This window comes from Agrococcus sp. BE272, from assembly GCF_031457935.1.
Taxonomy (GTDB): Bacteria; Actinomycetota; Actinomycetes; order Actinomycetales; family Microbacteriaceae; genus Agrococcus; species Agrococcus sediminis.
Genome location: NZ_JAVDXL010000001.1, coordinates 615,124 through 635,385, shown reverse-complemented (window position 1 = coordinate 635,385; position 20,262 = coordinate 615,124). Strand labels below are relative to the sequence as shown.

The 20,262-nt window shown below is 73.5% G+C and carries 21 protein-coding genes and 1 tRNA gene; 16 read left to right on the top strand and 6 right to left on the bottom strand.

Annotated features, from left to right (window positions below):
- The first annotated feature begins 107 nt into the window (after positions 1 to 107).
- Positions 108 to 3,020 (top strand): cell wall-binding repeat-containing protein, encoded by a 2,913-nt coding sequence (locus tag J2X49_RS03040; protein ID WP_310122379.1) that lies wholly within the window; start codon positions 108 to 110, stop codon positions 3,018 to 3,020.
- A 75-nt stretch (positions 3,021 to 3,095) separates the two neighbouring features.
- On the opposite strand, the gene J2X49_RS03035 is transcribed toward J2X49_RS03040, so the two are convergent.
- Positions 3,096 to 4,067 carry an arsenic resistance protein gene (locus J2X49_RS03035; protein ID WP_310122376.1) on the bottom strand — a complete coding sequence of 324 codons (972 nt, stop codon included), beginning with the start codon at positions 4,065 to 4,067 and terminating at the stop codon, positions 3,096 to 3,098.
- Between the two features lie 156 nt (positions 4,068 to 4,223).
- Between J2X49_RS03035 and J2X49_RS03030 the strand changes: the two genes are divergently transcribed.
- From J2X49_RS03030 to J2X49_RS03020, 3 genes are all read left to right on the top strand, one after another.
- The gene (locus tag J2X49_RS03030; protein ID WP_310122374.1) at positions 4,224 to 4,631 is read left to right on the top strand and encodes a metalloregulator ArsR/SmtB family transcription factor; all 408 of its coding nucleotides are present in this window, start codon (positions 4,224 to 4,226) and stop codon (positions 4,629 to 4,631) included.
- Complete coding sequence (locus tag J2X49_RS03025; protein ID WP_128188762.1) at positions 4,615 to 5,556, top strand: cation diffusion facilitator family transporter; 942 nt, start codon at positions 4,615 to 4,617, stop codon at positions 5,554 to 5,556. The genes J2X49_RS03030 and J2X49_RS03025 overlap by 17 nt, the downstream gene beginning before the upstream one ends.
- Positions 5,557 to 5,645: 89 nt before the next feature.
- Positions 5,646 to 6,884 (top strand): Nramp family divalent metal transporter, encoded by a 1,239-nt coding sequence (locus J2X49_RS03020; RefSeq protein WP_128188761.1) that lies wholly within the window; start codon positions 5,646 to 5,648, stop codon positions 6,882 to 6,884.
- A gap of 87 nt (positions 6,885 to 6,971) precedes the next feature.
- Here the strand turns inward: J2X49_RS03020 and J2X49_RS03015 are convergent, their stop codons facing one another.
- Positions 6,972 to 7,625 (bottom strand): M23 family metallopeptidase, encoded by a 654-nt coding sequence (locus J2X49_RS03015; protein ID WP_164877049.1) that lies wholly within the window; start codon positions 7,623 to 7,625, stop codon positions 6,972 to 6,974.
- Between the two features lie 738 nt (positions 7,626 to 8,363).
- A complete protein-coding gene (locus tag J2X49_RS03010; protein ID WP_225792697.1) occupies positions 8,364 to 9,323 on the bottom strand; it encodes a cytochrome c oxidase assembly protein in 960 nt (319 codons plus the stop codon).
- A gap of 261 nt (positions 9,324 to 9,584) precedes the next feature.
- On the opposite strand from J2X49_RS03010, the gene J2X49_RS03005 reads away from it, so the two are divergent.
- From J2X49_RS03005 to J2X49_RS02980, 6 genes are all read left to right on the top strand, one after another.
- Positions 9,585 to 9,938 carry a helix-turn-helix transcriptional regulator gene (locus tag J2X49_RS03005; RefSeq protein ID WP_128188788.1) on the top strand — a complete coding sequence of 118 codons (354 nt, stop codon included), beginning with the start codon at positions 9,585 to 9,587 and terminating at the stop codon, positions 9,936 to 9,938.
- Positions 9,902 to 10,621 (top strand): cation transporter, encoded by a 720-nt coding sequence (locus tag J2X49_RS03000; protein WP_310122365.1) that lies wholly within the window; start codon positions 9,902 to 9,904, stop codon positions 10,619 to 10,621. Before J2X49_RS03005 ends, J2X49_RS03000 begins: the two co-directional genes overlap by 37 nt.
- A gap of 9 nt (positions 10,622 to 10,630) precedes the next feature.
- Positions 10,631 to 11,317 (top strand): thioredoxin domain-containing protein, encoded by a 687-nt coding sequence (locus J2X49_RS02995; RefSeq protein WP_310122362.1) that lies wholly within the window; start codon positions 10,631 to 10,633, stop codon positions 11,315 to 11,317.
- A 111-nt stretch (positions 11,318 to 11,428) separates the two neighbouring features.
- Positions 11,429 to 11,962 carry an amino-acid N-acetyltransferase gene (locus J2X49_RS02990; protein ID WP_146355744.1) on the top strand — a complete coding sequence of 178 codons (534 nt, stop codon included), beginning with the start codon at positions 11,429 to 11,431 and terminating at the stop codon, positions 11,960 to 11,962.
- A gap of 25 nt (positions 11,963 to 11,987) precedes the next feature.
- Positions 11,988 to 12,650, top strand: coding sequence for a hypothetical protein (locus J2X49_RS02985; RefSeq protein WP_310122358.1), 663 nt, complete (start codon positions 11,988 to 11,990; stop codon positions 12,648 to 12,650).
- 68 nt (positions 12,651 to 12,718) lie between these two features.
- Entirely contained in the window at positions 12,719 to 14,086 is a 1,368-nt protein-coding gene (locus tag J2X49_RS02980; protein WP_310122356.1) for an FAD-dependent oxidoreductase, read from the top strand.
- An 18-nt stretch (positions 14,087 to 14,104) separates the two neighbouring features.
- Here the strand turns inward: J2X49_RS02980 and radA are convergent, their stop codons facing one another.
- Positions 14,105 to 15,466 (bottom strand): DNA repair protein RadA, encoded by a 1,362-nt coding sequence (radA, locus tag J2X49_RS02975; RefSeq protein ID WP_128188754.1) that lies wholly within the window; start codon positions 15,464 to 15,466, stop codon positions 14,105 to 14,107.
- A 118-nt stretch (positions 15,467 to 15,584) separates the two neighbouring features.
- On the opposite strand from radA, the gene J2X49_RS02970 reads away from it, so the two are divergent.
- The 4 genes from J2X49_RS02970 to J2X49_RS02955 all read left to right on the top strand — a co-directional run bounded on the left by J2X49_RS02970 (position 15,585) and on the right by J2X49_RS02955 (position 16,946).
- Entirely contained in the window at positions 15,585 to 15,953 is a 369-nt protein-coding gene (locus J2X49_RS02970; protein ID WP_310122353.1) for a VOC family protein, read from the top strand.
- Positions 15,950 to 16,489 carry a GNAT family N-acetyltransferase gene (locus J2X49_RS02965; RefSeq protein ID WP_310122351.1) on the top strand — a complete coding sequence of 180 codons (540 nt, stop codon included), beginning with the start codon at positions 15,950 to 15,952 and terminating at the stop codon, positions 16,487 to 16,489. Before J2X49_RS02970 ends, J2X49_RS02965 begins: the two co-directional genes overlap by 4 nt.
- A gap of 11 nt (positions 16,490 to 16,500) precedes the next feature.
- Positions 16,501 to 16,588: transfer RNA gene (locus tag J2X49_RS02960), tRNA-Ser, on the top strand.
- A gap of 154 nt (positions 16,589 to 16,742) precedes the next feature.
- Positions 16,743 to 16,946, top strand: a complete 204-nt coding sequence (locus tag J2X49_RS02955) for a hypothetical protein (protein WP_310122348.1) — start codon at positions 16,743 to 16,745, stop codon at positions 16,944 to 16,946.
- Positions 16,947 to 16,950: 4 nt separating this feature from the next.
- Here the strand turns inward: J2X49_RS02955 and J2X49_RS02950 are convergent, their stop codons facing one another.
- Both J2X49_RS02950 and J2X49_RS02945 read right to left on the bottom strand, forming a co-directional pair.
- Positions 16,951 to 17,649 carry a LysR family transcriptional regulator substrate-binding protein gene (locus J2X49_RS02950; protein WP_310122346.1) on the bottom strand — a complete coding sequence of 233 codons (699 nt, stop codon included), beginning with the start codon at positions 17,647 to 17,649 and terminating at the stop codon, positions 16,951 to 16,953.
- Positions 17,650 to 17,743: 94 nt separating this feature from the next.
- Positions 17,744 to 18,358 (bottom strand): alpha/beta fold hydrolase, encoded by a 615-nt coding sequence (locus tag J2X49_RS02945; RefSeq protein WP_310122343.1) that lies wholly within the window; start codon positions 18,356 to 18,358, stop codon positions 17,744 to 17,746.
- Positions 18,359 to 18,438: 80 nt separating this feature from the next.
- Between J2X49_RS02945 and J2X49_RS02940 the strand changes: the two genes are divergently transcribed.
- Positions 18,439 to 19,674, top strand: coding sequence for a hypothetical protein (locus J2X49_RS02940; protein WP_310122340.1), 1,236 nt, complete (start codon positions 18,439 to 18,441; stop codon positions 19,672 to 19,674).
- 38 nt (positions 19,675 to 19,712) lie between these two features.
- On the top strand, positions 19,713 to 20,252 hold the full coding sequence (locus tag J2X49_RS02935; RefSeq protein WP_128188748.1) for an NUDIX hydrolase family protein: 540 nt from the start codon (positions 19,713 to 19,715) through the stop codon (positions 20,250 to 20,252).
- Positions 20,253 to 20,262 lie beyond the last annotated feature (10 nt).

The following is a 20,262-nucleotide window of genomic DNA, read 5'->3' as shown; positions in this document are numbered from 1 at the left end:
TGTTCACCAGGGGGAGGCGATTGGCCCTCGCGGTTCGCGAGAGAACTTCATAGGCTCGCGAGTGGCGTGCCTCGCGCGCCTCACATCCCCTGCAACGGAGAACCACAGTGAACAACCACTTCAAGCGCAACCTGGCGGCCGGCGCCGCCTGCGCGGTCGGACTCGGGCTGCTCGTCGCCCCGTCCGCGGCGCTCGCGACGGACGGCGGGGGCGACACCCCGGCCGACGCGCACGGCACCGTCGTCAACCTCATCCACTTCAACGACTTCCACGGCCGCATCGACAGCAACACGGTGAGCTTCGCCGGCACCGTCGAGCAGCTGCGGGCTGAGCAGGGCGACGCGAACTCGCTCGTCATCTCGGGCGGCGACAGCATCGGCGCGTCGCTCTACGCCTCGGCCGTGCAGCAGGACGCCCCCACGATCGACGTGCTGAACGCGCTCGAGCTCGAGGCATCCGCCGCGGGCAACCACGAGTTCGACCGCGGCATCGACGACCTGCAGGGCCGCGTCGACGAGCGGGCCGACTTCCCGATCCTGGCCGCCAACGCGACGCGCGACGGTGCGCCGATCGGCGATTCCTACGCCACCTTCTCCGTCGGCGAGGGCGACGACGCCGTCACCGTGGCCGTCATCGGCGCCGTCACCGAGGAGACCCCCTCGCTCGTCGACCCGTCCGGCATCGCCGGGGTCGAGTTCGGCGACCCCGTTGCCGCGGTCAACGCGGTCGCCGCCCAGCTCTCCGACGGCGACGCCACCAACGGCGAGGCCGACCTCATCGTCGCCGAGTACCACGAGGGCGCGCAGGCGACCCTCGCCCCGAACGCTCCGCAGGAGGAGCAGGCCGCGGCGCTCACCGCCGCGATGGCCGACAGCGACGCGTTCCGCGCGATCGTCGAGGACACCGCCCCCGAGGTCGACGCGATCTTCAACGGCCACACGCACCAGTCCTACTCGTGGCTCGCGCCCGCTCCGGACGGCAGCGAGCAGGACGTGCGCCCGATCATCCAGACGTCGTCCTACGGAGCGCAGCTCGGCCAGCTCGTCGCGACTGTCGACCCGGCCACGAGCGTCGCCAGCTTCGACCTGGCCCGCATCGTGCCGCGCACGCAGACGCCGCAGGACGAGCTGATCGCGACCTACCCGCGCGTCGCGGCCGTGGCCGAGATCACCGAGGCAGCGCTCGAGCAGGCGGCCGTCATCGGCCAGGAGCCGCTCGGCGAGATCACCGGCGACATCACCACCGCCTTCACGGGCGACGAGCGCGACGACCGCGGCAGCGCATCCACCATGGGCACGCTCGTGGCCAACATGCTGCGCGACCAGCTCGCGCCCGAGAACCGCGGCGGCGCCGAGATCGGCATCACCAACCCGGGCGGTCTGCGCGCCGAGCTCCTCTACGAGGCCGGCGAGGGCGAGACCGAGGACGGCATCGTGACGGTCGGCGAGGCCGCCGCCGTGCTGCCCTTCGCGAACAACCTGTGGACCACGACCCTCACCGGCGAGCAGCTGCGCGTCGTGCTCGAGCAGCAGTGGCAGCGGAACGCCGCGGGCGAGGTGCCCTCGCGCGCCTACCTGCAGCTGGGGCTCAGCGACAACGTCGAGTACACCTACGACTCGACGCTCGCCGAGGGCTCGCGCATCACCGGCATCTGGGTCGACGGCGCCGAGGTGGCCGCCGACGACACGTACCGCGTCGCGGTGCCCAGCTTCCTGCTCTCCGGCGGCGACAACTTCCGCGGCCTGATCGCCGGCACGGACGACCGCGACTCGGGTCTGGTCGACTCCGAGGCCTTCGCGGCGTACATCGAGGCGCAGTCGCCGATCTCGCCCGACTTCTCGCGCCGCCAGCTCGAGGTCGTCGGCCTGCCCACCGCGCCCGTCGCGATCGGCGCTCCCGTGTCGCTCACGGTGAACGAGATCGACCTGACGTCGCTCGGCACGCCGGTCAGCACCGAGCTCGAGCTGCACTACGGCGACGAGCTGCTGGGCACGTTCCCCGTGGTCGACGACTCGGCGACCGTCGAGTTCGAGGCGCCGCTGCCCGTCGCGGGCGACCGCTTCGAGCTGCGCACGGCCTCGGGCACCGCGGTGCCGTTCTCGATGCCGATCGCGCTCACGACCGAGCGCCTCGACGGCGTCAACCGGTACGAGACGGCCGTGCAGGTGTCGCAGGACGCCTACCCCGGCGGCGCTCCGGTCGTCTACGTCGCGAGCGGCCAGCTCTTCCCCGACGCGCTGACGGCCGGCCCGGCCGCCGCGCACGAGGGCGGACCGGTGCTGCTGACGCGCCTCACCGAGGCCCCTGAGGTCGTGCTCGACGAGATCGAGCGCCTCGGCGCCGCTCGCGTCGTGATCGTCGGCGGCGAGCCGTCGATCAGCGCGGAGACGGAGGCGCAGATCGCCGCGATCGCGTCGGTGGAGCAGGTCGACCGCCTCGGCGGCTCCGACCGGTACCACACGAGCCGCCTGGTCGCCGAGTACGCCTTCGAGGGTGCTGAGGGCGCGTACGTCGCCGCCGGCACGCGGTTCCCGGACGGCCTGTCGGCCGGTGCCGCCGCCGGTCACCTCGACTGGCCGCTGCTGCTCGTGAGCACGAGCACCGAGGTGCCCGAGGCCACGACCGCGCTGCTCGACGAGCTCGGCGCCGATCGCATCCGCATCGCGGGCTCGGCCGAGGCCGTCCCGTCGTCGATCGCGGGCGACTTCGTCGACGCGGGCTTCACGGTCAACCGCCTCGGCGGCTCCGACCGCTACGCCACGAGCGCCATCATCACGGCCTCGGCGTTCGACGCCCCGGTCGAGCGGGCCTACCTGGCATCCGGCCTGGTCTTCCCCGACGCCCTCGCGGGCGGCGCGGCGGCCGGCGCGCAGGACGCCCCGCTGCTGATCACGCGCACCGACTGCGTGCCGCAGCGCATCCTCGACGAGCTGGAGCGGCTGCAGATGCCGACGCTCACGCTCGTCGGCGGCGAGCCGTCGCTGAGCGCAGAGGTGGCGGCGCTGACGTCGTGCTCGTAGTCGCGTGATCGGCGTGAGGGGCGGGGCTTCGGTCCCGCCCCTCACGCCGCGCTGGCCGTCCCGGGCCGCCCGCGGTCAGGCGCTTCGCGCTGGCGTCACGTGCGGGACGACGCGCACGAGCACGACCATCACGACGAGCTCCACGAGGGTCTGCGTCACGACCGCGAGCGGCGCGATCGCCATTGCCGGCGGGAGGGCGAGCGCCAAGGGCAGCACGACGAGCGAGTTCCTGGTCGCGAGCGAGAAGATGACTGCCCGCTCGCCGGCAGCGTCGAGCCTGGCGATGCGGCTCACGAGCACGCCGAGTGCCGCCGCGACGCCCGCGAACGCCACGAAGAGGGGCACGACACGCATGAGCACCTGGAGCTGCGACCCGACCGCGGCGACCTGCGAGCCGACGACCACGGCGAGTGCGAGCATCATGAGCGGTGGTGTCGCATCCGCCATCGCGGTCGTGATCGCGCCCGCGGCGGGATGCTTCCGGGCGAGCGACTGGACGGTCGCGGCCGCCGCGAGCGGGATGGCGATGAGCAGCACGAACGCCTCGACGAACGGCGCCGGCTCGATCACGCCGAGCAGCTCGGCTCCTGCGAAGAGCGCGATGTAGACCGGCAGGAGGAGCACCTGCACGAGCATGAGGAATGGCGTCGCCGCCAGCAGGCGCGGACCCGCACCGCCCGCGAGGCCAGCGAAGACGACCACGTAGTCGACACAGGGCGCGAGCAGCACGAGCAGCACGCCGAGGAGGAGGCCCCGGTCGTCGGCGACCAGCAGCGACAGGCCCCACGCCAGCAGCGGCAGCAGCGCGAAGTTCGCCGTGAGCACGGTCGCGAGGAATCGCACGTCGCGCAGCGCTCGACCGAGCTGGGTCATCGGCACGCCGAGGAACGTCGCGAACAGCAGGAGCATCAGCGCGGGCTCGATCGCCCGCTCGAGAGCCGGGGCAGCGCGGGGTGCGAGGAGTCCCAGCCCGCCCCCAGCCGCGATCGCGGCGATGTAGAGCGGCACCTGGTGCCGGTCCAGGGCCCGGAGGAAGCGGAGCGTCATCCGCGGCGGGGAACGAGCCGCACGCGGGCCGCGACCGGTCTCGACCTGCCCGTCATCTCATCGCTCATGCCTCCACGCTATTGCCCCGAGCCGGCCCGGGCTGCGGATGCGTCGGCACGGGTGGCGACGAGAGCGCGCCGGAGATAGCATCGCTGCATGACGATGATACTCGAGCGCGGCGACGCCGATGTCGGGATGACGACGGCGTTCGCGCACCTGTTCCAAGCGCTCGCGGAGCCCTCGCGACTGCGCGTGCTCCAGCACCTGTCGACCGGCGAGCACCGGGTGCGCGATCTGGTGGGCCATCTGGGGCTCGCGCAGTCGACGGTGAGCAAGCACATGGCCTTCCTCACCGACTGCGGGCTCGTCAACGCCCGGGCCGACGGGCGGGCGACCTGGTACGCGCTGGCGCATCCGGAGGATCTCGAGCGCCTGGCCGCGGCGGCGGAGCGACTGCTCGAGGCGGCCGGCGCGCAGCAGCGGCCCTGCTCGCATATCAGCGCGCACGCAGCAGTGGTCGCGGGCGCCACCGGGGAGGAGGATCCCGATGGCCGCCGGGCATAGCCATGGATCGACCGACGGTGCCCCCGCGGCGACCGGCGACTTCCGTGTCCGTCTGGGCATCGCGTTCGCGCTGACAGCGACGATCGTCGTCGCCCAGCTGATCGGCTCGGTCGTGACGGGCAGCCTCGCCCTCCTGACCGACACGGCGCATGCCGTCACCGACGCCGCGGGGCTCCTGGTGGCGCTGATCGCCGCGTCGCTCATGCGGCGTCCGGCCACATCACGGCGCACCTGGGGCTTCCGTCGCATCGAGGTGATCGCCGCGCTCGGCCAGGCCACGCTGCTGCTGGCCGTAGGGGTGTATGCCGCCGTCGAGGGCATCCGTCGGCTGTTCGAGCCCCCGGAGATCCCGGCGTCCGAGCTGGTGGTGTTCGGCGTGATCGGACTCGTCGTCAACATCATCGCGATCCTGGTGCTGTCGTCCGGCCGCGGCGCGAACTTCAACATGCGCGCGGCGTTCCTCGAGGTGCTGAACGATGCGCTCGGCTCGCTCGGCGTCATCGCCGCTGCGATCGTCATCTGGACGACCGGATTCCAGCAGGCGGACGCGATCGCGGGCCTGTTCATCGCCGCGCTCATCGCGCCCCGAGCGCTCATCCTGATGAAGGAGACCGCGGGCGTCCTCATGGAGTTCACTCCGAAGGACCTCGACCTCGACGACGTGCGCCGACACATCCTCGAGCTCGACCACGTCGAGGAGCTGCACGATCTGCATGCGTCCACCGTCGCGACTGGCCTCCCGACGATCAGCGCCCACGTGGTGGTCGACGACAGCTGCTTCGCCGATGGGCACGCGGTCGAGGTGCTCGAGGACATCCAGCGATGCGTCGCCGAGCACTTCCCCGTCTCGGTGCACCACTCCACGTTCCAGCTGGAGACATCGCGGATCAGCGAGCAGGAGTCGGCCGCCGTGCGTCATCCCTGAGGCCGTGCCGGGCGCCGCGGGCGGAAGAGCGTCTCGGCATACCGCAAGCAGATTATTCGGCCAGCCGAAATCAGGTCTACGATGGCGCAATGACGTTCGCCGCGACGACGAGGAAGAGGCCTGCGCCCGGAGCGCTGCTGCTGCTCGGGCCGGCGCTGGTCGCCGGCGTGGCCTACCTCGATCCCGGCAACGTCGCCTCCAACGTCACGGCGGGCGCACGCCATGGCTACCTGCTGATCTGGGTCGTGGTGAGCGCCAACCTCGTCGCCTGGCTAATCCAGTACCTGTCGGCGAAGCTCGGCGTGGTGACAGGCAAGAGCCTCCCGGAGCTGTGCGGCGAGCGCATCGGATCGCGCGCCGGTCGGATCGCCTACTGGATCCAGGCCGAGGGCGTCGCGATGGCGACCGACCTCGCCGAGGTGATCGGCGGCGCCGTGGCGCTCTGGCTGCTGTTCGACGTGCCGCTGCTCGTCGGCGGGCTCATCACCGGCGGTGTCTCGCTGGTGCTGCTGGCGGTGCAGTCGCAGCGGGGTCCGCGCGCGTTCGAGCACGTAGTGATCGGCCTGCTCGCCGTGATCGTGCTCGGCTTCACCTGGGGAGTCGTCGTCGCTCCGCCCGACCCCCTCGGCATCGCGGCCGGGCTCGTGCCTCGGTTCGAGGGCTCCGGCTCCGTGCTCCTCGCGGTCAGCGTCCTCGGCGCGACGATCATGCCGCACGCCATCTACGCGCACTCGAGCCTGTCGCGCGACCGCTTCCGCGATCGGCGCGCGCTGAGCACGCCGCGGCTGCTACGGGCGACGCGCATCGATGTCTCGGTCGCGATGGTGATCGCCGGCAGCGTGAACGTCGCGATGATGCTGCTTGCGGCCGCGAACCTCGCAGGCGTCGAGGGGACGGACACGCTGGAGGGCGCGCACGCCGCGCTGGGTGCATCGCTCGGGCCGGTCGTGGCGACCATGTTCGCGATCGGGCTCCTGGCGTCCGGGCTCGCCTCGACCTCGGTGGGCGCGTACGCGGGCGCGGAGATCATGCAGGGCCTGCTCCGCGTCCGCGTCCCGCTGCTCGCCCGCAGGCTGGTCACGCTCGTCCCAGCGCTCGTCGTGCTGTGGCTCGGCGTCGATCCGACGCTCGCCCTGGTGCTGAGCCAGGTGGTGCTCTCCTTCGGCATCCCTTTCGCGCTCATCCCGCTTGTGCGCCTGACCGCCGACCGCCGGCTCATGGGGCCGCACGTGAACCGCATCTGGACGACGATCGCCGGCGGGGTCGCGGCCGCAGCGCTCGCAGCGCTCAACGCCGTGCTGCTGTGGCTCGTGCTCACGGGCGCGTGAGCCGACCTGCTGCGCCTGGAGGCCACGGTAGCCGCTGCGTCGCCGGCGTCGAACGAGTCACGCCGGCGCCACGGGGGCCTTCGGCCGCTACCCGACCTCGAGGCGCGTCTCTCGGGTCTGCAGCCACCTGAGCGGGTCGAACGACACGTAGTCGCTGTTCTTCATCTCGAGGTGCAGGTGCGGGCCGGTCGAGCGGCCCGTGCTGCCCACCCCGCCGAGGACGGTCGAGATGTCGACGACTTGGCCGACCTCCACGCGGATCGACCCCGCCTGCATGTGCGGGTACCACGACTGGACGAACTGGCCGTCGATGTTGTGGTCGACGAAGACGGCGTACCCGCCGCCCCCGGGGTTGTCGCCCTGCCACACCGCCGACACCACGCCGTTGGCGACTGGACGGATCTCCTGTCCAGGGGCCAATGGGATGTCGGTGCCGCCGTGGAAGCCGCCGGACCTGTACCCGAAGCCGCTCGAGATCGGCAGCTGCGTGACCTGGGGGAACGGCGTCTGCACGTAGTCGGTCTCCATCATGGACCAGGTGGCGGGGAATGCGGGGCGGCCGCCGTAGTAGGAGCCGCCGGGCTCTGAGTCGGCGACAGCCTGGAGGGCCGCACGCTCACCCTCGGACATCAGCGCGCTCTCGAGGGGGTCCCTGACCACGATGTCGTCACGGGCGAAGACCGTGCTGGCATCTGCGGCGACCGGATCCAGCGACTGCGTCTCGGGCTCGAGCTGCGCCACCTGGGGATCGAGCTCCCCGGGAGGCTGCACCGCTTGCGCAGGCATGGAGGTGACCACGACGAGCGAGCCGATGAACACGAGCGCAGCGCCGGCGGTGGCCTTCCGTGCGAAGCTGCGAGCTCGGCCGCGCACCGCAGCGGGGCGCCGAGTCGGGGCCTGGCGCTCGCCGACCGGTCGTGGGGATCGAGCGGGCCGGGCGATCGGCACGTGAGCGCCGCCCACACCGAGGGCGGGAGCGTCCACCGCGACGACCGGGGGCGCGTACGTCGGGCCGGTCACGCGGACCTCGAGCGACTCCGCCGAGCGCGTCGCGGCTTCCCGGAGCGCGCGGCGGCTCGAGTAGATCGGGGGAGACCCCGCGATGACGGTCGTGCGCGCCGCCGCCCGAGCCTCTGCAGCGGTCCTCGCGATGGCGGCAGCCGCGCGCTCCCGCTCACGGGCGGCCCTGCGGGTCTGCGCCTGAGGCGCATCAGGGGTCGAGCGGGATGCTCGGTCAACGTCCAGCGTCACGCGGCAAGCTGTCCTCGGGTCGAGTCGTGGAGCAGGGCTGCGGCATCCGCAGGCCCTGAGCGGAAGGGTTCCGAGCGGAACCGGGGCGCGGGCGTGCGGAGTGCTGTCCTCTGCACCGCTCGCTGACGCACACGCAACCTCGAAGGTAACGGAACGATAACGACAGCGCAAGGGGTCGCAGCGTCGGACGACGGTGCCGCCCGTCGCGCCACGACGGTCGTCGTGGCGTCACGCCTCCGGGTCCCCGTCGCCGCGCAGGTCGCGCTGCCGCAGCTGGGCGAGGTAGGCGTTGTACGCCTCTGTCTCCTGATCGGCGCGGCGCTGCTGGGCTCCTGCTCGCGACCGGTCGCGGCGCTGCCAGCGCGCGAGCGTCACGACCAGCATCGTCACGAGCGGCAGCTCTCCGAACGTCCATGCCAGCACGCCGGCGACGCCCTGATCGTGCACGGGGTCGACGCGCCACTCCGCAGGCGCAGACGTCGCGAAGTGGCGGACGAACGGCGCAGACGAGAACAGCATCACCAGGCCGAACGCGGCATGGACCTGCATCTCGAGGAAGATGTCGAGCAGTCGGCCCGGGTAGGAGGGTCGCCGGGGCAGCGGATCCGAGGACACCAGAGGTACCGTGATCAGGAGCCCCACGAGCAGGAATGCCGCCTCCATCAGGATGTGTCCGGCATCGACCTGCAGCAGCGCATCCGCCGCGCCGCCGACGTACAGCCCGAAGAAGCACAGCAGCATCAAGGGGATGACGAGCGCCGGGTGCAGCGCGAAGCGGGCTGCCCGCGAGCGCAGCCCGGACACGGCGACCCTGAGCACGGCGCGGCCGGCGCCGTGGCGGGGCGTCGCCCGCAGCAGCAGCGTGCCGGGCGAGCCGAGAGCGAGCAGCGGCGCGATCACCATCATGAGCGCGAGCTGCTGGAACATGAGCACCGAGAACATCAACTGCCCGTAGGCGTCGATCCGTGTCCCGGTGACCGCAGCGAGCATGCCGCAGCCCAGCAGGAACCATGCAGTGCGCAGCGGAGGCCAGTGTCGCCGCTGGCGTCGCAGCCGCGTGACGCCCGCTGCGTATGCGATGGCCATGATCGCCGCGAGCACCGGGAGCACCGGCGCACCGGTGGAGCCGGGGAGCAGGAACTGCTCGAGGCTCGGGGGCGGCAACCACGCTGCGTCGGAGCCGCTCACGGCGTGGGGAGGATGACGACCCGGCGCGGCCGGACCTGTCGCGGTCGGCGCTGAGCGCGACGTGCGTGGTTCGCGCGGGCCCGCGGCTCTGGCATGGTGCTGCTCCTGGGTCGCGTCGGTCGCCGGTCGGTGTCCGGCTGGGCTGGGCTGGTGCCGCCGACGGACCGATGATAGCCGGTGGGGCCGTTGAGCCCGCTCGGTCCGTCGATGCCGACCGGCCTGCGCGTCATCAAGCGTCACTCTGCGATGTATAGTCAGTACATGCTGACCACTGTCGACCGGCTCGATGCGATGGGCCGGCTCGGGCGCGCCATGGGCGACCCGACGCGCGCGCGAATCCTCCTCCGACTGATCGAGGGGCCCGGCTACCCGGCTGCGCTGGCACGTGATCTCGGGCTCTCGCGCACCAATGTCTCGAACCACCTGGCTTGCCTGCGAGGCTGCGGCATCGTCGTCTCCGAGACGGAGGGTCGGCAGGCGCGCTACGAGATCGCTGACCCGCACCTGACCCAGGCGATCGAGGCGATGCTCGCCGTGACGCTGCGGGTCGACGAGGGCGTCCCGTGCCTGGGAGCCGGATGCCCGGTCGAGGGCTGCTGCGGGGCAGCAGCGTGACCGCCGGCACATCCCTGGAGCGCCGCGCGCGCCTCCGCCGACGCGTGCGGTGGATCGTCGGAGTCGCCATCGCGTACAACGTCGTCGAAGCGGCGGTCGCGATCTGGGCGGGATCTGTCGCGTCCTCCGCGGCGCTCATCGGCTTCGGCCTCGATTCCGTGGTCGAGGTCGGCTCGGCGGTGGCCGTGGCATGGCAGTTCTCACGCAGCGATCCGGAGCGATGGGAAGCCGCGACGGTGAGGATCGTCGCGATCGCGTTCTTCGCCCTCGCTGCCTACGTCTCAGTCGATGCTGTGGCGGCACTGGTCACGCTGGAGGCGGCGGATCCCAGCCCTGTCGGCGTCGTGATCGCCGCGCTCAGCGTCGTCGTCATGCCGGCGCTCGCGATCGCGGAGCTGCGCACCGGCGAGGAGCTCGGCTCGCGGAGCGTGCAGGCGGACGCGAAGCAGCTGCTGATCTGCACCTACTTGTCGGCCGCCGTGCTGCTCGGACTGCTGGCGAGCTGGCTGCTCGGCTGGTGGTGGGCCGATCCCGTCGCCGCGCTGCTGGTCGCCGCACTGGCCGTGCGGGAGGGGTTGGAAGCGTGGGGCGGCGAGCTCTGCTGCGGTCCAGCGGATCGCGGAGGCGATGGCGAGGACTGCGCGGACGCGTGCGACGGGGTATGCGTCGCGCCCTGCCCGTAGACTGGTGCGATGCGCACTCGTCCAGTCATCGCGGCATCAGTCATCGCCGCCGCCGCGGCCATCCTCATCGGGGTGATGCTGCTCGTCGTGCGGCCATGGGAGAGCGGGGCGCCTCGAGACACGAGCGCCGGGCCGGCGTCGCCTGCCGCCTCCGCTGCCGCTGCGCCGCCCGTCCTGGATCCGTCGACGCACCTGCTCGACGATGCCGGCGCCGGCGCGCCGGTGGTGGTGGAGTTCCTCGACTTCGAGTGCGAGGCATGCGGTGCCGTCTACCCCACCATGGAAGCGCTCCGCGAGGAGTACGGCGGCGAGGTGACCTTCGGCGTCCGGTACTTCCCGCTGCCGGGGCACTTCAACTCGCGGAACGCGGCGATCGCGGTGGAGGCCGCCGCGCAGCAGGGCGAGTTCGAGGCGATGTACCAGCGCATGTTCGAGACCCAGCCCGAATGGGGTGAGGCCCGCGAGTCCGAGGCCGCCCGATTCCGCGGGTACGCCGAGCAGCTGGGGCTGGACATGGCTGCGTACGACGAGGCGGTCGCGGACCCCGCGACGGAGGCTCGCGTCGAGCAGGACTTCCAGGCCGGGATCGCGCTCGGCGTCGACCGCACGCCGACGATCTTCGTCGACGGGGAGCGACTCGAGCTGACCCAGGCGAGCGACATCGAGACGGCCATCCAGGCGGCGATCCGCGACTAGGGCGAAGTGAGCGTGCGCGCGGCCATGGCGGGCGCCGGCACGCTTCGACTCGGTCGGGTGGCGCCGGATGCACCGCGCGCTGAGCGTGCATGCCGGGGCCGATTAGGCTCGATGACCGTGACCTCCGACGCATCCGCCCCCGCCCCCGCCGCGCTGACCGTCCGCCGCGCGCGCACGGGCGACGTGCGCGCGATGCGCGACCTCATCGAGCCCTACGTGCGCCGACGCATCCTGCTCGGCAAGGAGCTCGTCACCCTCTACGAGGCCGTCCAGGAGTTCGTGGTCGCCGAGCGCGACGGGCAGATCGTCGGATGCGGTGCCCTGCACGTGCTGTGGGAGGACCTGGGGGAGGTGCGCACGATCGCCGTCGCCGAGGGCGCCCTCGGCAAGGGCGTCGGGCACGCGATGCTCGTCGACCTCGAGCAGCGGGCGCGCGACCTCGGGCTCTCGCGGCTGTTCTGCCTCACCTTCGAGACCGAGTTCTTCGGCCGCCACGGCTACGAGGAGGTGGCGGAGCAGGTCGTGAGCCAGGACGTCTTCGCCGAGCTGCTGCGCTCCCTCGACGGCGGCGTCGCCGAGTTCCTCGACCTCGCGCACGTCAAGCCCAACACGCTCGGCAACACGCGCATGCTCAAGCGGCTCTGAGCCGCCGCTCGCCTACGCTGGATCGGTGAGCAAGGCATCCACCGCGAAGCGACGCGCCGCCGTCCGCCGGCGACGGACCCTGCTCGGTCTGCTCGCCCTCATCGCCGTCGCCGCGCTCGTGCTGCTCGTGTGGCGGCCGTGGGAGGCGGGGAGCGATGTGCCGCCGCCCGCACCCTCCGGCACCGCGGCGCCCAGCCCGCAGCCGAGCGCGACGCCGACGCCGACGCCCACGCCGACGCAGCCGTTCACCCCGGTCGGCGGCACCCCCGAGACCGGCGAGCCCACCGAGCCGTGCGCGCCGGAGCAGGTGCGGCTGACGCCGGCGACCGATCGCTCCTCCTACGCGGCGGGCGAGCGGGTGCAGCTGTCGTTCACGATCGAGAACACGGGCGAGGCCGCGTGCTCGCTCAACGCGGGCACCGCCGTGCAGGAGTACGAGATCCGCACGGGCGACCAGGTCGTCTACCGCTGGTCGGACTGCGCGGCCGACGTGCAGGACAACGTCGTGCAGCTCGAGCCGGGCGCCCCGCAGTCGACGGTGCCCGTCGAGTGGGATCGCACCGCATCCTCGGTCGACTCGTGCACCGCCGAGCGCTCGCAGGTCGCCGCAGGCGGCGCCGCGTACAGCCTGAGCGTGCGCGTCGGCGAGTACGCCTCGACGGCCGCGACGCAGTTCATCCTCGAGTAGCCGCCGCGCCGCCGGGGCGCGCTATCGTCTCGCCAGGGAGCCGCGGAGCGGCCGGATCGGAGGACGCGGTGGCACAGGCGCAGCAGGCCGAGCTCGAGGTCGACGTCGTCATCGTGGGCGCCGGGCCCGCGGGGCTCTCCGCCGCGACCGCGCTCGTGGCCGCGGGCCGCTCGGTCGCGGTGCTCGAGGCGCGCGACCGCGTCGGCGGGCGCACCTGGACCGACGTCGTCGACGGCGCGATGCTCGAGATCGGCGGCCAGTGGGTCTCGCCGCACCAGACGGTGCTGCTCGAGACGATCGAGGCGCTCGGCCTCGAGACCTTCCCCCGCCACCGCGACGGCGAGTCGGTGTACGTCGACGGCGGCCGCGCCGTGCGCTTCACCGGCGACTTCCCGATCGCGCCGGAGACCGCGGCCGAGGTCGACCGCCTGGTCGCCGTCATCGAGGCGCTCGTCGCCGAGGTCGACCCCGAGGCGCCGTGGGCGCACCCGCGGGCCCGCGAGCTCGACACCGTCTCGTTCGAGGCGTGGCTCGCCGGCCAGACCGACGACGCCGCGGCCGCGCACCTCGTCGCGCTCTTCATCGGGCCCGCGATGCTGACGAAGCCGTCGCACGCCTTCTCCACCCTGCAGGCGCTGCTCATGGCCGCGAGCGCCGACGGCTTCGCCAACCTGCTCGACGAGGACGAGATCCTCGACCGCCGCGTCGTCGGCGGGATGCAGCGGGTGAGCGAGCGCATGGCCGAGGAGCTCGGCGAGGCCGTGCGCCTCGGCGCCCCGGTGCGCCGGATCGAGCGCGGCGACGACGCGGTGACGGTCGTCGCCGACGGCGTCGTGGCACGCGGGCGACGTGTGATCGTGGCCGTGCCGCCCAACCTCATCACCCGCATCGACGTGCAGCCGCCGCTCCCGCGCCGGCAGCACCAGCTGCACCAGCACCTCTCGCTCGGCATCGTCATCAAGGTGCACGCCGTCTACGACCGGCCCTTCTGGCGCGACGCGGGGTTCTCGGGCACCGGCTTCGGCCCGCACGAGCTCGTGCACGAGCTCTACGACAACACCAACCACGAGGATGCGCGGGGTACGCTCGTCGGGTTCGTGTCCGACGAGCACGCCGACGAGGCGTTCCGCTGGAGCGACGAGGAGCGGCGCGAGCGCGTGCTGGCCTCGATCGCGCGCTACCTCGGGCCCGAGGCGCTCGAGCCGGTCGTCTACTACGAGAGCGACTGGGGCAGCGAGGAGTGGACGCGCGGGGCCTACGCCGCGAGCTACGACCTCGGCGGCCTGCACCGCTACGGCGCCGACCAGCGCCAGCCGGTGGGGCCCATCCACTGGGCGTGCAGCGACTACGCCGGTCGCGGCTACCAGCACGTCGACGGCGCGATCCGCTCGGGCCGGCAGGCCGCCGCCGACGTGCTCGAGCGGCTGCAGCCGTAGCGGCGCAGCGGTCGTCGCTCAGCCCCGCGGCACCGCCGCGAGCGCGGGGGCCGGCGCGGGGTCGGCTCGGCCGACGCGCATCGCATCGGCCACGGCCGCGCGCACGAGCCCGACCGAGTCGTCGACGACGCGGGAGTAGCCCAGGCGCCGCGCCTCGGCGGCGCGGCGCTGCACCGCCGACGCGGCGCGGATCTCGCCCGCGAGCGAGATCTCGCCGATCGCCGCGAGCTGCCGGGGGAGCGCCACGTTGCGGTGGGCGCTCGCGATCGCGAGCGCGATCGCGAGGTCGGCACCGGGCTCGGTGATGCGGATGCCGCCGACCGTCGAGACGTAGACGTCGAAGCCGCCGAGGTGGAGGCCCGCGTGCCGGTCGAGCACCGCGAGCACCATGGCGACGCGCGAGGCGTCGACGCCGTTCACGACGCGGCGCGGCTGCGGCGTCGAGGCCTGCACGACGAGCGCCTGCACCTCGACCGGGATCGCGCGCCGGCCCTCGAGCGCCACCGTCACGCACGTGCCGGCGAGCGGCGTCGCGGAGCGGGAGAGGAAGAGGCCGGAGGGGTCGGGCACCTCGAGGATGCCGTCGCCGGTCATCTCGAAGCAGCCCACCTCGTCGGTGGGGCCGAAGCGGTTCTTCGAGGTGCGCACGAAGCGCAGCGCCGTCTGCCGGTCGCCGTCGAAGTGCGCGACCACGTCGACGAGGTGCTCGAGCAGCCGCGGCCCGGCCACGGAGCCGTCCTTCGTGACGTGCCCGACCAGCAGCAGCGGGACATCCGCCGCCTTCGCCGCCCGCGTGAGCGCGGCGGCGACGTCGCGCACCTGGCTCGGGCCGCCCGCGAGGCCCTCGTTGTCGGCGCTCGCGACCGTCTGCACCGAGTCGACGATCACGAGCTCGGGAGCGGTCGCCTGGATCTGGCCGAGGATCGTGGCGAGGTCGGTCTCGGCGGCGAGGTAGAGCTCGGGCTCGAGCGCGCCGGTGCGCTCGGCGCGCAGGCGCACCTGCGCGAGCGACTCCTCGCCCGAGACGTAGAGCACGCGCCGGCCCGCGGCGGCCGCCGTCGCGGCGACCGCGAGCAGCAGGGTCGACTTGCCGACGCCCGGCTCGCCCGAGCAGAGCACGACCGCGCCGGGCACGATGCCGCCGCCCAGCACGCGGTCGAACTCGCCGATCCCGGTCGGCCAGCGCGGCGCATCGCCCGCCTGCAGCTCGGTGATCGGGCGTGCGGCGCGCGACGCGGGCACGGCTGCGGGCGCGATGCGCGTGACGGTCGCGCCGACCTCCTCGACGGTGCCCCACTGCTGGCACTCGCCGCAGCGGCCGACCCATTTGAGGCTCGTCCATCCGCACTCGGCGCAGCGGTATCCGGGTGCTCTGGCCATGCGTGCGAGGCTATCGGGAGCCGCCCACGCGGGTCGCGGGCCGAGCCGCCGCAAAAGTTTGCGGACAACGTTACCAAAAGCGGAGCATTCCTGAGGCTTCCGCCGCTACGGTGACGCCATGCTGACCATCGGCTCCGTCGTGATCCGATGCGCCGACGTCGATCTTCAGCTGCGCTTCTGGACGGAGGCGCTGGACTACGAGCCGAGGCTGCCGATGGATGACGACTTCGCCCTCCTGAGGCCCCGGTCGGGCCCGGGGACGAACGTCTCGCTCGACGCGGCGCCCTCAGAGCGCACCCTGCCCCCGCGCATCCACCTCGACCTCTACGCCGACGACCAGGCCGCCGAGGTCGCGCGGCTCGAGCGCCTCGGGGCGCAGCGCGTGCACTGGCCGAAGCGGCCCGCCGACGCCGACTACGTCATCATGCAGGATCCCGAGGGCAATCGCTTCTGCGTCATCGACACCCGGCAGGGGGCGGCGGCATGACCGCGAACGTGCGCGATGCGAGCATCGACGACGCCGCCGGCATCGCGAAGGTGCGGGTGCAGACGTGGCGGGCCGCCTATCGCGGCCTCGTGCCGCAGAGCGTGCTCGACCGCATGGACGTGCAGCGGGAGGCGGAGCGGCGCGTCGAGCTGTGGGAGGAGCACCACGCGGATGCGCGCCGGCACGAGCTCGTCGCGGTGGCCGACGGCGAGGTGGTCGGCTGGGCGATGTGCGGCCCCGCCTACGACCGGGTCGAGGGCGTCACCGGCGAGCTCTACGCGATCTACGCGATGCAGGACCGCTGGTCGCGCGGCGTCGGGCACGCGCTGCTCGCCGAGTCGGAGCGCAGGCTCGCCGCCGACGGCCACGAGCGCGCCTACCTGTGGGTGCTCGCCGGCAACGAGCGCGCCGCGACCTTCTACGAGCAGCACGGCTGGCACGAGGACGGCGGCGAGAAGGTCGAGCAGGGGATGCACGAGCGCCGCCGGGTGCGCACGCTCTGCGTCAGGTTGGGGTCTGCGCCAGGCGTCGTGTAAGGTCTCCCCTTGGTGACGTGTCCGAGCGGCCGAAGGTGCGACTCTCGAAAAGTCGTGTGGAGCAACCCTCCACCGTGGGTTCAAATCCCACCGTCACCGCACTCGAGAAGCCCCGCCTCCCCGTGAGGCGGGGCTTCGTCGTGCCCGACAGGATCGCCCGTCGACGCGAGGACAGGCCGGACGTACGATGCGGACGACGGCGAGGCGTCGCCCGGCGGTGCCGGCTCCGGCGCAGCCGAGGAGCGAGGGCATCGTGGCGGAGCAGCGGCGGGGCGTGCAGGTGGTCGAGAAGACCGGCCCGTGGGGGTTCTTCTTCCTGCTCGCGTACATCGGCGCGGCGATCTACTTCGTCGGGCAGTCGGGCGGCGGCTTCTGGGCCGTGATCCTGGGCCCGCTGCAGGCGATGGTGTGGCCGGTCTACCTGATCTTCCACGCGCTGGAGGCGGTCGGCGCCTGAGGCGTCAGCGCCGCCCGCCGGGGCCGGGGCGGCCCGACCGGCCGTGCCCGCCGCGTCGGCGGGGGCGGCCCGGCGTCGGGGTGGGCTTCGGCTTCGACGGGCGCGGCTTGGCGCCGGTCGCCGCGTTGCCCGGCCCCACGCTGTGCCTGCCGCCGTCGCGCTCGGCGCCGCGCGACGAGCCGGCGCGACGGCCGCGCGCGATGCCGATGAGCTCTTGGTGCAGTGGCGAGTCGTTCGCGCGCAGCCAGGCGAGCGCGACGGTCGTGGGCGGCGCGTCGGTCACGACCCGGTGCCGGGTGTCGGGGCCGCCGAGCGCGCGCGCGACCGACATGGGCACGATCGCGAGCCCGGCGCCCGACGCGACGACCTCGAGCAGCTGCGCGGCGGTCATGCCCTCGTCGGCGAGCAGCGGCTCGCCCTCGAGGTCGGCGAGCGTCACCGTGTCGAACGCGACGATCGGGTGCCCCTTCGCCGAGACCACCACCGGCAGCTCGTCGTAGAGCGGCACCGCGTGCAGGTCGTCGCCCGCGAGCGGCAGGCGCGCGAGCACGGCGTCGACGCGCCCCTCCCGCAGCGCCGCCGGCGCCTCCGCCTCGGCGAGCTCGACGAGCTCGATCGGCACGTCGGGCACGCGCTCGGCCCACACCCGCATCCACTTGGCGGGCGTGACGCCCGGGACGCCGCCGAGCCTGAACCGCTGCATGGGTCCAGTCTGCCGTGCGCTCGATCGGCCTGAGCGCGCGCACGCCGCCGCATGCGCCGCGAGCCTTCGCTCGGGCCGATCGAGCGCGAGCCCGCTAGACGCGGCCGAGGAAGGCCACGACGTCGGCGAGCTCCTCGGCGACGATCGTGTGCGCCCGGTGGTAGGTGCGGCGCTCGACGGCGAAGTGCGCGTCGAGCCACGGCGTCGAGCGCTCGATCTTGTCGCGGTGGATGACGTCGTCGAGGTCGCCGATCGTCGTCAGGAGCGGGATGCGCGGCTCGCGCGCCGCGAGCACCGCGTCGCCGGGCAGCTCGCCCGCGTGCACGAACGACGCGAGGTGCGCGATCGACGAAAAGCGCTCGGGCGCGAGCCTCGCGAGCTGCACCGCCATCGCCCCGCCCTGCGAGAAGCCCAGCAGGTGCACGCGGTCGTGCTTACGCTCGAGCCCGTCGAGCCAGCCGAGCACGGAGGCGGCCGAGCGGTCGATGAGCTCGTGGTCGTCGCTGTCGACGGGCGAGAACTCGAACCAGGCGAAGCCGCCGCCGTAGGGCAGCGGCGCCCGGAGCGACGCGATCGTCAGCTCGGCCGGCAGGTGCGGCGCGAGGCCGAACAGGTCGCCCTCGTGCGAGCCGATGCCGTGCATCACGACCAGCAGCTCATCCCCGGTGCCCTCGCGCCAGCGCACCGCCTCGGCGTCGATCTCGTGCATGCGAGCCCCTCTCGTCACGAGGCGCAGGACGGCCCTGCGGCCTCACCGACACCGTAGCCTCGAAGCATGGAGCAGGGCACGTGACGAGCACCTCGGCGACCACCCGGGTGCTGCCGGGCATGGGCGGTCGCGGCGCCCGCGGCGGCCCTCGTCGCCCGTCGCGCCGCGGGCGCATCGGGCGCGTCGTCTCGCTCGACGCCGCGCGCGGGCTGCTCGTGCTCGCGACCGTCGCGTGGCTCGCGGCGCCCAGCCGCCCGTTCCCCGGCTCCGAGCCGTGGGGCGCGGTCGGCCTCGACGCCGTCGCGCTGCCCGCCTTCGCGCTCATCGCCGGCTGCGCGCACGCGCTCGCGCAGCACCGCGGCTGGACGAGCGCCGGCCGCGCGAGCCGGCGCACGCTCATCCTGCTCCTCCTCGGCCTCGTCGTCGCCGCGGGTGCCGCGCTCATCCGGGGGGCCGCGACCGGCATCCCGCTCGATCCGGAGGGCGGCTCCCTCGGCGGCCTCGAGCGGATCGCCGTCGCCGGCCCGCTCGTGCAGCTCGCGGTCGCGCTCGCGGCGCTCGGCCTGCTCGGCACGATCGCGCGCAGCTGGGCGGGCTGGGCATGGGCGACCGTCATCGCCACGGCCGTCGGCGCCGGTGCGCTCTGGCTCACGACCGGGCTCTGCGGCGAGCTGAGCGACCGGTGCAGCCCCGCCACGCTCGTCGTCGGCGGGATCGCGGATGCCGCGGGCACGACCGCCGATCCGCTCGTCGTGCAGGCGGTGACGACGGTCGTCGCCGGCCTCGGCCTCGCGGTGCCCGCTGCCGCCGGCGCCGCGCTCGCGCACGCGCTGCTGCGCGCCCGCAGCGTCCCCGGCCACCAGCGCGGCCGGGTCGTCGGCTACGGCCTGCTCGCCGCGACCCTCTTCGGGGTGCTCGGCATCCTCGCCTACTTCACGCCGACCGTGTGGGGGCAGCAGCCGCTCGAGCCGGCGACGGCGCTCTGGACGCCGCCGCTCACCCTCGCGGTCGCGAGCCTCGCCTCCGTGCTCGCGTGCGCGATGCATCCGACCGTCGACACCGACCTGCGCGGCGGCACGTCGGCGCTCGGCGCCTTCGCCGAGCCGTTCGCGGCCGTCGGGCGCATCAGCATGCTCGCCGTCGCGACGACCTTCGCGGCGCGCACGCTGCTGAGCGCGCTGCCCGACCCCGATCCGGTCGGCTGGTTCGCCGCGCTCGGCGACATCCCCTCGGTCGTGCTCGCGCTCGTCGTCGCCGCCGCCTGGCTCGGGCTCGCGCTCTGGGCCGACCGCTCCGGCCGCCGCCTGCGGCCCTGACCGCGGCGCATCCGCCCTCCGGCAGGCACAATGGGGCCATGGCTGTGCGCACCCCCGACCCCAATCCCGGCTGGCTGAGCGACGAGGAGCTGCAGCAGGCCCGCGAGCGCCTGCCGATCCTCTACGTCGAGGCCATCCCGGTGCGCCTCGACGGCATGGGCCAGGTGACCGAGGTCGGGCTGCTGCTGCGCATGAACGAGCAGAGCGAGATGACGCGCACGGTCGTCTCCGGCCGCGTCATGCGCGGCGAGCGCGTGCGCGACGCCCTCTACCGCCACCTCGAGAAGGACCTCGGCCCGATGGCCTTCCCGCAGCTGCCGGCGAGCCCCGTGCCGTTCCACATCGCCGAGTACTTCCCGCTCGTCGGCGACGGGCTCTTCTCCGACGACCGCCAGCACGCCGTCTCGCTCTGCTACATCGTGCCCGTGAGCGGCACGTGCGACCCGCGGCAGGACGCGCTCGAGCTCACGTGGCTCAGCCCCGAGGCGGCGGCGTCCGAGCTCATCGCGAGCGAGATGGAGGGCGGCCGAGGCTCGCTCGTGCGCGCGGCGCTCGCCCACTGCGGCGCGCTGCGCTGACGCGGCGACG

Bases quoted from the DNA above. Each gene is read 5' to 3' on its own strand.
- J2X49_RS03035 (WP_310122376.1), bottom strand. From the start codon at position 4,067: ATGACGCTCCGCTTCCTCCGGGCCCTGGACCGGCACCAGGTGCCGCTC.
- J2X49_RS03030 (WP_310122374.1), top strand. From the start codon at position 4,224: ATGACGATGATACTCGAGCGCGGCGACGCCGATGTCGGGATGACGACG.
- J2X49_RS03025 (WP_128188762.1), top strand. From the start codon at position 4,615: ATGGCCGCCGGGCATAGCCATGGATCGACCGACGGTGCCCCCGCGGCG.
- J2X49_RS03020 (WP_128188761.1), top strand. From the start codon at position 5,646: ATGACGTTCGCCGCGACGACGAGGAAGAGGCCTGCGCCCGGAGCGCTG.
- J2X49_RS03005 (WP_128188788.1), top strand. From the start codon at position 9,585: ATGCTGACCACTGTCGACCGGCTCGATGCGATGGGCCGGCTCGGGCGC.
- J2X49_RS03000 (WP_310122365.1), top strand. From the start codon at position 9,902: ATGCCCGGTCGAGGGCTGCTGCGGGGCAGCAGCGTGACCGCCGGCACA.
- J2X49_RS02995 (WP_310122362.1), top strand. From the start codon at position 10,631: ATGCGCACTCGTCCAGTCATCGCGGCATCAGTCATCGCCGCCGCCGCG.
- J2X49_RS02990 (WP_146355744.1), top strand. From the start codon at position 11,429: ATGACCGTGACCTCCGACGCATCCGCCCCCGCCCCCGCCGCGCTGACC.
- radA (WP_128188754.1), bottom strand. From the start codon at position 15,466: ATGGCCAGAGCACCCGGATACCGCTGCGCCGAGTGCGGATGGACGAGC.
- J2X49_RS02970 (WP_310122353.1), top strand. From the start codon at position 15,585: ATGCTGACCATCGGCTCCGTCGTGATCCGATGCGCCGACGTCGATCTT.
- J2X49_RS02965 (WP_310122351.1), top strand. From the start codon at position 15,950: ATGACCGCGAACGTGCGCGATGCGAGCATCGACGACGCCGCCGGCATC.
- J2X49_RS02950 (WP_310122346.1), bottom strand. From the start codon at position 17,649: ATGCAGCGGTTCAGGCTCGGCGGCGTCCCGGGCGTCACGCCCGCCAAG.
- J2X49_RS02945 (WP_310122343.1), bottom strand. From the start codon at position 18,358: ATGCACGAGATCGACGCCGAGGCGGTGCGCTGGCGCGAGGGCACCGGG.
- J2X49_RS02935 (WP_128188748.1), top strand. From the start codon at position 19,713: ATGGCTGTGCGCACCCCCGACCCCAATCCCGGCTGGCTGAGCGACGAG.